The following is a 10,662-nucleotide window of genomic DNA, read 5'->3' as shown; positions in this document are numbered from 1 at the left end:
GGTGGTTGTAGCTCAGTTGGTTAGAGCGCCTGATTGTGGTTCAGGAGGTCGTCGGTTCGAGACCGATCTTCCACCCAAAATTAACAAGCCTTTCTTTTCAGAAGGGCTTTTTTTGTGCCTCACTTTTAGGCAGAAAAAAAGGAAACCTTTCGATTTCCTTTATACCTATTTTTTAGTTTCAATTAATGTGATGCCCTTTCTCTTTTAGCTTTTCTTTCGGCTAAAATTTCTTTAAAACGCTCAATAGAAGCGCCAAATAACCAATATGGTATTACGAAGGTTAATAAAAAAATCATTAACCAAAAGCCAATAGTCAATATAGTTAAAAATGCTAAAAATCCTAAATATTGGTCAAATTCGAACATAATTACAGTGTTTGTTGTGCAAATATAAACTAAGAAATAATCTTAAACAAGAAGAAAACTAGTATTTATTAACAGGAAACTAACTAAAACACCAAAAAGTCAAACCTTCTATAATCATATTGAAATCTTTAGCCTTTTACCTATCATTCTGTATAAAAACGGCAATTCCTTCTACTAAAAATTAGTAATTTTGTAGTACTTAATTTAACCAATAAATCATGGATTACAGAATAGAAAAAGATACCATGGGCGAAGTAAAAGTCCCTGCAGATAAATTATGGGGTGCACAAACAGAACGCTCCAGAAATAATTTCAAAATCGGACCAGAAGCTTCAATGCCCTTAGAAATTATTTATGGCTTTGCTTACCTTAAAAAAGCAGCTGCGTATACCAATTGCGATCTCGGAGTTTTAGCCGCTGAAAAAAGAGATTTAATTGCAAAAGTCTGCGATGAAATTTTAACTGGTCAGCACGATTCGCAGTTTCCTTTGGTTATTTGGCAAACAGGTTCTGGAACCCAAAGCAATATGAATGTTAACGAAGTTATTGCTAACCGTGCGCATCAAATTGCTGGCAAAATAATTGGTGAAGGCGATAAAACCATACAACCAAACGATGATGTTAACAAATCGCAGTCGTCTAACGATACCTTTCCAACTGGTATGCACATTGCCATCTATAAAAAAATTAAAGATGTTACCATTCCTGGTGTTAAACAGCTTCGAGATACTTTACAACAAAAATCAACCGACTTTAAAAATGTGGTTAAAATAGGAAGAACACACTTAATGGATGCCACGCCATTAACTTTGGGACAAGAATTTTCAGGATATGTTTCCCAATTAAACCACGGTTTAAAAGCTTTAGAAAATACCTTGCCTCATTTGAGCGAATTAGCACTTGGTGGCACAGCGGTTGGCACTGGTTTAAACGCACCAGATGGCTACGACGTTTTGGTAGCAAAATACATCGCTGAATTTACTGGTTTACCGTTTATAACTGCCGAAAATAAATTTGAAGCACTAGCAGCCCACGATGCTTTGGTTGAAACCCATGGCGCATTAAAACAATTGGCCGTTTCATTGAATAAAATTGCAAACGATATTAGAATGCTGGCATCAGGACCGAGAAGTGGTATTGGTGAAATCATCATTCCAGCTAACGAACCCGGAAGTTCCATCATGCCAGGAAAAGTAAATCCTACACAATGCGAAGCGCTTACCATGGTTTGCGCTCAAGTGATGGGTAATGATGTAGCTGTAACAGTTGGCGGTACCCAGGGTCATTACGAATTAAACGTGTTTAAACCAGTTATGGCAGCCAACGTATTACAATCGGCGCAACTCATCGGTGATGCTTGCGTAAGTTTTGATGTTAACTGTGCTATCGGCATAGAACCTAATCACAGTGTGATCAAACAACTTTTGAATAATTCACTGATGCTTGTTACCGCTTTAAATACAAAAATTGGCTATTACAAAGCAGCCGAAATTGCCAACACAGCGCATAAAAATGGTACAACCTTAAAAGAAGAAGCTATAAACTTAGGTTACGTTACCGCCGAAGATTACGATAACTGGGTAAAACCTGAAGAAATGGTTGGAAGTTTGAAATAATTTTATAATTTTGAGAGTCAATTAATTAATCCAACTCTTAAACTTAAATTTCAACTCCCATGAAGCAAAAACTACACTTTCTTTTCACAATATTACTTCCAGTAATAGTAGCGGCTCAAACGACCTTTGCACCTAAAGTAACGATTAATAATAATACAGGTGCGGCTCCTTACACCATCGATTCTGGTTTTATAAATGGAGATGCTTTTGCTGATATTGTCATTGGCACTGCTAATGGCAGCACCTTAGAATGGTATTTAAACAACGGTGATGGCACCTTTACTTTGCAACCTTTAATTTCGAACACACTAAGTTTTATAACTGGTGTCAAATTATTTGATGTAAATGGTGATGGATTTTTAGATATTGTTGCAAACGGATTTTCAAGTAACAATGTTGTTTGGTTTGAAAATGATGGAAATGGAAACTTCGGAAGCCAGCAAACTATAGTTTCTGGCGTTAGTGGTGCTGCTGATTTTCTTTTTGCTGATGTCAATAACGATGGTATTCAAGATTTGGTAGTATCTGCCTACTTTGGCAATTCAGTTTCTTGGCATGAAGGAGATGGAATTGGAAATTTTGGAGCTGGCAATTTAATAGATGGTAGCATTACAGCGCCTGCATCTATGAGCATGAGTGATATTGATGGCGACGGTGATTTAGATTTGGTGGTTGCAACCGCATCAACACCCCAAGGCAATAATAGCGTTCAAGTTTATAGAAATGATTTATTTCCGGGAGGCACTAACACATTTACAAAAGAAACCAATCCGGTTACCACAAACAAGCAATACTTTTTTAATGTGAAGTTTGATGATGTAGATGGTGATAATAACTTCGATATCCTAGCGACCGATTTATCTACTACTGCTGGAACAGGTAATTTTTATTGGTATGAATTTGACGGAACCGATTATATAGAAACACAATTTACAACCAGTATTGGTAATCCGGCAAGCGTTAGAATGTTCGATTTAGATAATGATGGACTCAGAGATATTATTTTAAGTAGTGGATCGTCTGGCGCAGGAAATGATATTGTTTGGTTTAAAAATTTGGGTTCAGGAAGTTTTGCTTCCGAGGCAGTAATCGATGCTACCCAAAATCAGGCTTACGTTTTTACAGTCGCCGATTTTGACAACGATGGTGATTTGGATATTGCTAACGCGGCTTTCAATCAAAACGATTTAAATTATTTTGAAAATGAACTTATTACCTTATCGCTTGATGCGCTTGAAAGTCAAAATATAAGTGTGTTTCCAAATCCAACAGCTGATTTTATTTATTTAATAGGTATTGAAAATAATTCTCAGCCAATCGCTATTTTCAACCAATTGGGTCAAAAGGTTTTCCAAGGCCTCCCAAATGAAAACGAAGGTATTGAGGTGAAAAATTATGCACCTGGTGTTTATTTCCTTCAACTTTTAGAAAATAACGTTACCATCAAATTTTTGAAACAGTAATTTTTGATGAAGCATTCATGTGATGTCTGAGAGTCTGAAAAATTTAATAGAAGCCGAAGCAAAGGCAAGCCAATTATTTGATGAAATTGAAAAGCGTCAAATTATAAAAGCTGGAAAAACCGAAAAAGACGTAAACACTGATATTTTCAAATTAGCGTTTGACATGTTCGGAATTGAAAAATATTGGCATAAACGCATTGTGAGATCTGGAGAAAACACCCTTAGACCTTACGATGACAACCCTCCAAACCTTGTAATTCAACCTGATGATATTGTATTTTTAGATTTCGGACCCATTTTCGAAGATTGGGAAGCCGATTTTGGAAGAACCTTTGTGCTTGGCCATGATGCCTACAAAATAAAACTTAAAACCGACATCGAAACAGCTTGGTACGAAGTTAAGGACTGGTTTCATCAGCAAACCGAATTAACTGCTTCAACCTTTTACAATCACATCACAAAAGTTGCCAATAACTATGGCTGGGAATACGGTGGCGAAATTGGTGGTCATTTAATCGGGCAGTTTCCGCATGAAAAGATTGAGTCTAATAATTATGGCTTATACATACATCCAGAAAACAATCTAAACATGTTTACGGTAGATGCCAAGGGTAACAAAAGGCATTGGATACTTGAAATACACTTTGTAGATAAAAAGAAAAAAATTGGTGGCTTTTTTGAACAGTTGTTGTGCTGATTAGTAAGATGATTGAAAATTTGAAATATTTTTATTAACTTTCATGACACTAACCAATTAAATCGTTCCTGTCATGATACAATCAACCTCATTTACAAGAAAAAAATCTATTTTTTTAACCTCACTGTTTTTGATTCTGTTAATTTTAGCTTGTGAAGAAAAGAAAACGGAACCTCTAAATCCTGAGCCTGAAATTTCAGCCTTATGGTCTAATTTTACCGAACATTGGAATGCCATGAATTCTGATGGATTAGTCGAAATTTTTGCTGAAGATGCCAAAAATATTCCACCTGAATTTGAAGTGAAAACAGGGAAAAAGGAAATAAAAGAATTCTATGACTTCTTGTTCGACAATAATATCTCGACCAAATATCAACATCAAATCGAGGACGTATCATTCGCCGAAAATACCGCGGTAGAATACGGCAATTTTGAAGTAAACTGGGTAAGAAACGACAGCGTAGCATGGATTTATAAAGCGCGAAGTGTTGTAAATTGGGAAAAATCAAATGATGACGAATGGAAAATAAAATCATTTATTTTCAACACCTTAGAATAGTAATTAAATTTTAAAATTGACTATAAAAAATATGTCTAAAACAAAAAAGGGCCGCAAACGGCAACCCTTTTTCTTTTAAAACTCAAATAAATTATAACTGTGGTCCTGCAGCCATAAGTTTCTTACCTTCATCGGTATCGGTATATTGATTAAAGTTTGAAATATATTTAGCAGCTAAACTCTTGGCTTTAGTTTCCCATTCTGAAACACTTTTATAAGTGGTTCTTGGGTCTAAAATGTCGGTCACACCATTCAATTTTGTTGGAATAGTCAAATTCAGATAAGGAACATGAGTCGTTTCGGCTTTATCTATAGAACCATTTAAAATTGAATCAATAATAGCGCGTGTATTTTTAAGAGAAATACGCTTGCCTGTTCCATTCCATCCGGTGTTAACCAAATATGCTTTGGCATTGTGTTCTTTCATTTTACCAATCAGCGTTTTTGAATACATAGTAGGATGCAAGGTTAAAAATGCTTCTCCAAATGCAGGCGAGAACGAAGGCTGTGGTTCTGTTATGCCTCTTTCGGTTCCAGCTAGTTTAGAAGTATAACCGCATAAGAAGTGGTATTGCGCTTGCTCATCATCTAAAATAGACACCGGAGGTAACACACCAAAAGCATCGGCAGACAGATAAATTATTTTACTAGCGTGACCTGCTTTAGAAGGCAATACAATTTTATTAATATGATAAATCGGATATGAAACTCTAGAGTTTTCAGTAATTGAATGATCGTAGAAATCAATTTCTCCATACTCATTCACTACTACATTTTCTAGTAAAGCATCACGTTTAATGGCTCGATAGATATCTGGTTCGTTATCTTCAGAAAGATCTATTACTTTGGCATAACAGCCACCTTCGTAATTAAACACCCCATTATTGTCCCAACCATGTTCATCATCACCTATCAAATATCGTTTAGGATCGGCAGATAAGGTTGTTTTTCCCGTGCCTGAAAGTCCAAAAAACACGGCCACATCACCATCTTCTCCAACATTAGCAGAGCAGTGCATCGATGCCATTCCTTTTAATGGCAAATAATAATTCATCATAGCAAACATACCTTTCTTCATTTCACCACCGTACCAAGTGCCACCAATAATCTGTATCTTTTCTGTAAGATTGAATACCACAAAATTTTCAGAATTTAAACCTTGTTCCTTCCAATTTGGATTGGTAGTTTTTGAACCATTCATTACGATAAAATCAGGTTCGCCAAAATTCTCTAGTTCATAATGTGATGGTCTAATAAACATATTGGTTACAAAATGTGCTTGCCATGCGACTTCCATAACAAAACGCACTTTTAATCGTGTATCAGGATTTGTGCCGCAAAAAGCATCAACCACATATATTTTTTTGGAGGCGGATAATTGTTCTAAAACCAAATCCTTTAAGTTGTCATAAATTTCTTTTGTAGTTGGCTTATTTACAGTGCCATCCCAATGAATAGTATCTTTAGTAACTTCGTCTAAAACTATATATCTATCTTTTGGAGATCGACCTGTAAATACTCCTGTTTTAACAGCTACTGCTCCAGAATCGGTAACCGCTCCTTTTTCAAAACCTTTGCGCATGGTAGATACTTCGGCTTTGTATAGCTCCTCATAACTCGGATTGTAAGATACTTCATGGTAACCTGTAATTCCTAAGTCGTGTAATTCTTTAATAACTCTAATATTTTTCATGATATATAATTTTAATTAGACCTTAACTATGCATTACAAAGTACGATAATTAACTGTTTAAAATAGCTGACAATAATCATGTTTTCACTTTAAACTAACGCAAACGTTTTCGCAAAAAACATTCATAAACAATAGATTACATGATATAAATCACCTGAAATGTGTGGGAGTTGTGCGTATCTTTGTTTTTTGAAATAAATGATGAATCATGAATTTCTATCAACTTATTTTTTGCTATGCAATTTTCGTTTTTTCAAGTTTGAAATCACTTGCTCAGGAAGATTTTATTTACGAGAATCAGGTTTGGATTGGCTATCTAACCAGCGCACGAGTAAGCGACAGAATTTCAATCTGGAACGATGCACATTTTGTGCCTGAAAGCTTTTTAATTGTGAGAACTGGTGCCACTTACCATTTTAATTTTAGCGAAAAAGTGAGAGGTACAAGTACCTTAGGATTTGCGCGCTTGTGGCTTTATAGCAGAAATGATCTCACTCCTACTCGAAACGAATATCGACCTTGGGGACAAACTACAGCGACATTTAATCTCAATAAATTTACCATAACCAACAGGTTTAGATACGATGCCCGATTTAGACAAGAAATTGAAGATAATTTTTTGCTAGACAACTATGAATTTAACTGGCGTTTGCGATATTTCTTGATGGCTCAATATCCGATATATAAAAATTCAGAGAAAAACACTGAGTGGTACGCCTACAGTTATAATGAAATTTTATATGATACGGGTAAAAATGTCACCAAAGGTTTTAGACTTAATCAAAACCGCTTCACTGTTGGAATTGGTTATAAATTTGACAATCTAAGAATTCAACTTGGATATTTAAACATGATAAAAAATCCCACAACAGACGGCAGTAAAACATTTGCAAATACGGCTATGTTAATGGTTTTTCATAACTTCGATTTAAGAACTAAACAACAAAACTAACTTACATCATTATGTCTGATTCAAGATCCTATTCGCTCTCAAAATACACCAAAAAAATTGAAAGACAAACCAAGACCATTTTCTTTTTAACAACCTTGGTGACATCCTTTTTTCTAGTGTATGTGTTGCGAGATGAAAGCTTTACCTCAACACAGGATTACACATTGTTTTTGTTGTTTTTAGCAATTGGCTTATGGATTACAGAAGCAATCCCGCCTTTTGCAGTAGGTATTTTAATTATTGGTTTTCTTGTTTTTTCAATGGGTTCTAATCCCGATATTGATGTTACGCAATATGTACAAACCTGGTCTGATGGTGTAATCTGGTTGTTTCTTGGAGGTTTTTTCCTCGCGGAAGGTATGCGGAAAACACAACTAGACGAATCCCTTTTAAAATTTATTTTACCCAAGCTTGGTGGTAACTCTAAAAATGTATTGCTAGGATTAATGATGGTAACTGCCGCGCTTTCAATGTTGATGAGCAACACAGCAACAACCTCTATGATTTTAGCTTCTATTGCACCACTTATTTTAACATTAGGGAAAGATGCTTCATTAATTAGAGCATTACTCATTGGAGTGCCTGCAGCAGCCTCAATTGGCGGAATGGGTACCATTATTGGTTCAGCACCAAATGCCATTGCCGTTGGTGCACTTGAAGGTATTGGTATTAGAATTTCATTTATTGAATGGATGGTTATAGGTGTACCAGCAGCTATTTTATTAGTCTTTTTGTTTTACAAGCTACTGGTGAAAAAATATAATTTAAAAACTGAGCACATTTCCTTAGAGTTTCTTAAAACCGAAATTGTTCCTCTAACGCAAGAAGATATAATCAGAAAGAACATTGTTTTAGTAATTTTGGCAGGAACGCTTTTACTGTGGTTAACCTCTCAGTGGACAGGTATTCCCGTAGCAGTAGTTTCTGGTGTCCCAATTGTGTTGTTAACGATGTTAGGTATCATAGATTCTGAAGATGTAAGAAGATTACCTTGGGATACACTTATGTTGGTTGCCGGTGGATTATCGCTTGGTTTGGCCATTCAAGAACAAGGCATTGCGGAATATTTTGTGCAAAGTATCAACCATTTTGAATTGAATTATTACGTTATGATTGTAATATTTGGCTATGTATCAGTATTGTTGTCTAATTTTATGAGTAACACCGCAGCTACCACGATTTTAGTTCCGGTAGGAATTTCTTTGGTAAGTATCATTCCCGGTGCGAATGTGGCATTTTTACCTGTAATTATTGGTTTATCTGCATCTTGTGCATTGTTGCTTCCGGTTTCAACACCACCAAATGCCGTTGCATTTAGTATGGGTATTGTTAGCCAGAAAGAGTTTTTCCCTGGAGGCATATTTGTTGGTTTACTAGGACCAGCAATTATCATTGTGTACACAATTTTAAGTTTTAGTTTGTTTCATTTTGGATAAATGTTCAGATTTATAATTCTTATATGAGTTTTGTAATGTCATATAACATTCCGAATTGACATTAAAAAATATGGATACAGTAAATTTATTGTTCGTCATGTGCAAACCATTATTCATCGAATTTTAGTTTCATTGATCAGACTAAGACCATAAGTTTGCCCAGTTCAATTAAAACAAATAATATGAAAATCTTAAAATTTTTTGGCGTAGTTATATTACTGCTCAGTCTACAAGCTTGTATCGTAAAATCCATTCAACCATTTTATGTGAGCGAAGCAGTGAGCTTTGAAAAATCGTTGTTGGGAAAATTTACCGATAACAAACAGGGTGAATGGGAAATCATGTCCTTTAAAGAAGCTTTCGAAAAAGATAGTTCCAATCCGTCCAAATACTCTAAAGACGATTTAGAAGCACTTGAAAAATACAAACAAGCCTATGTGGTAAATAAAGTTAAAAAAGAAAAGGAAGCTGCCTTTCTAGTAGTGCCATTTAAGGTTTATAACGAGACTTTTTTAGATTTTACGCCCATTGCTTTTGACGATAGTGAAAGCAATTCGTTAGCGATGCAGCACTTATTAAAAACACATTCGGTGGCCAAAATGAATAAATTAGAAAATAATGCTATTCAGTTGCAATGGTTAGATGAAAAACCGATTAGTGAACTTTTCAATAAAAGCCAACTCAAACTAAAACACGAAACAGTTGGTGTTGATGAAACTTTGGTGCTTACCGCAACCTCTAACGAATTGTATCAATTTCTGCAAAAATTTGTGAAAAGTGACATTGAAGACAAATGGAAAGATTCTGAAACTTACAATTTAACGCCACTTGGAAATTAATATCCAGTCTTATTTCAAGTTCAAGCACCACAATGCACTAATTTTTAATATTTTTTTGTGGTGCTTAACCTATTTAGTGCTACTTTTTATTTTCACCAAAAACGAGCAGGCATTAAGAGTTGATTACTTATATACATTGGCCTACACTGCTGCGTTGGTGATTCCGGTAAGTCTTAATCTTTATATTCTTATTCCTTATTTTCTAAAGAAAGAACGCTATTTAAGTTTCTTTTTTCTTTTTGTGGCACTTATCGCCATAAGTGCGATAAGTTTTAATCTTTTCTTTATTGTAATTATAGATGCGCTTTTTAAAAATTACTTTTTTATTTCATATCACAGCAATTCAAGTTTTACCACCATTTTAAGTATCGCGATTATTGCTGTCACCTTAATAAAGTTAGCCGAAGATTGGTTTTATTTCAATCAGACTCAAAATAAAATCATTAGAGATGCGCATCAAATTACACAATCGCAACTATCGGCACTGCGCTCCCAAATCAACCCGCATTTTTTATTTAATGCACTGAATGTCATATATGCGATGTCGCTAGAACAGAAATCCACCACCAAAGATGCGGTTTTGCAGCTATCGGATATTTTAAGGTACGTTATTTACGATGCCAACACCAAAAAAGTAATGATCAGTCAAGAACTTGAACTCATTAAGAGTTATATTGCTTTTAATAAAAACAGAAGCGCAACCAAACTCGAAACGCAGCTGATTAGCACTGTTGAAAATCCAAGTTTTGAAATCTATCCAATGCTATTACTGCCATTAATTGAAAACGCCTACAAACATGGCGGAATGAATAAAGTTGAACAAAATTTTATCAATATAGCACTGTTCCAGAAAGATACAATGTTTAACTTTGAGATTGAAAACAGCGTACATTCTAATTTTCAAAAAGAGTTGGAGAACAATGGTGGCGTCGGACTGAAAAACGTTCAGGAAAATCTCAAAATTGTTTATCCACAAAATCATAGTCTAAACATTCAAGAAACGCCATTTTTGTATAAAGTTTCGCTACAAATCAATCTATAA

10 protein-coding genes and 1 tRNA gene are annotated in these 10,662 nt (G+C 35.1%); 9 read left to right on the top strand and 2 right to left on the bottom strand.

Translation table 11 applies throughout. The features are described 5' to 3' along the window. Positions 1 to 76, top strand: a tRNA-His gene (locus V7Z48_RS08290). Positions 77 to 182: 106 nt separating this feature from the next. Here V7Z48_RS08290 and V7Z48_RS08285 read toward each other — a convergent pair. Beyond that, the gene (locus V7Z48_RS08285; protein WP_334112942.1) at positions 183 to 365 is read right to left on the bottom strand and encodes a hypothetical protein; all 183 of its coding nucleotides are present in this window, start codon (positions 363 to 365) and stop codon (positions 183 to 185) included. Positions 366 to 583: 218 nt separating this feature from the next. On the opposite strand from V7Z48_RS08285, the gene fumC reads away from it, so the two are divergent. From fumC to V7Z48_RS08265, 4 genes are all read left to right on the top strand, one after another. Further along, positions 584 to 1,981: a class II fumarate hydratase gene (gene fumC, locus V7Z48_RS08280; RefSeq protein ID WP_334112941.1), complete on the top strand. Its 1,398-nt coding sequence runs from the start codon at positions 584 to 586 to the stop codon at positions 1,979 to 1,981. 59 nt (positions 1,982 to 2,040) lie between these two features. Next, on the top strand, positions 2,041 to 3,444 hold the full coding sequence (locus V7Z48_RS08275; RefSeq protein WP_334112940.1) for a T9SS type A sorting domain-containing protein: 1,404 nt from the start codon (positions 2,041 to 2,043) through the stop codon (positions 3,442 to 3,444). A gap of 22 nt (positions 3,445 to 3,466) precedes the next feature. Continuing rightward, positions 3,467 to 4,141 carry a M24 family metallopeptidase gene (locus tag V7Z48_RS08270; RefSeq protein ID WP_334112939.1) on the top strand — a complete coding sequence of 225 codons (675 nt, stop codon included), beginning with the start codon at positions 3,467 to 3,469 and terminating at the stop codon, positions 4,139 to 4,141. A gap of 73 nt (positions 4,142 to 4,214) precedes the next feature. Beyond that, complete coding sequence (locus V7Z48_RS08265; protein WP_334112938.1) at positions 4,215 to 4,700, top strand: YybH family protein; 486 nt, start codon at positions 4,215 to 4,217, stop codon at positions 4,698 to 4,700. A 91-nt stretch (positions 4,701 to 4,791) separates the two neighbouring features. Here V7Z48_RS08265 and pckA read toward each other — a convergent pair whose 3' ends face one another. Further along, the gene (gene pckA, locus V7Z48_RS08260; protein ID WP_334112937.1) at positions 4,792 to 6,393 is read right to left on the bottom strand and encodes a phosphoenolpyruvate carboxykinase (ATP); all 1,602 of its coding nucleotides are present in this window, start codon (positions 6,391 to 6,393) and stop codon (positions 4,792 to 4,794) included. A gap of 208 nt (positions 6,394 to 6,601) precedes the next feature. Here pckA and V7Z48_RS08255 point away from each other — a divergent pair, with 208 nt between their 5' ends. The 4 genes from V7Z48_RS08255 (at position 6,602) to V7Z48_RS08240 (ending at position 10,662) form a co-directional block, all read left to right on the top strand. Next, positions 6,602 to 7,345, top strand: coding sequence for a DUF2490 domain-containing protein (locus V7Z48_RS08255; protein ID WP_334112936.1), 744 nt, complete (start codon positions 6,602 to 6,604; stop codon positions 7,343 to 7,345). A gap of 11 nt (positions 7,346 to 7,356) precedes the next feature. Next, entirely contained in the window at positions 7,357 to 8,781 is a 1,425-nt protein-coding gene (locus tag V7Z48_RS08250) for an SLC13 family permease (RefSeq protein WP_334112935.1), read from the top strand. A 182-nt stretch (positions 8,782 to 8,963) separates the two neighbouring features. Next, positions 8,964 to 9,620 carry a hypothetical protein gene (locus tag V7Z48_RS08245; protein ID WP_334112934.1) on the top strand — a complete coding sequence of 219 codons (657 nt, stop codon included), beginning with the start codon at positions 8,964 to 8,966 and terminating at the stop codon, positions 9,618 to 9,620. Between the two features lie 76 nt (positions 9,621 to 9,696). Continuing rightward, positions 9,697 to 10,662 carry a sensor histidine kinase gene (locus V7Z48_RS08240; RefSeq protein WP_334112933.1) on the top strand — a complete coding sequence of 322 codons (966 nt, stop codon included), beginning with the start codon at positions 9,697 to 9,699 and terminating at the stop codon, positions 10,660 to 10,662.

It is taken from the genome of Paucihalobacter sp., assembly GCF_036825875.1.
In the GTDB taxonomy this organism is placed as follows: domain Bacteria; phylum Bacteroidota; class Bacteroidia; order Flavobacteriales; family Flavobacteriaceae; genus Paucihalobacter.
This window is presented reverse-complemented; position numbering and strand designations above follow the sequence as displayed.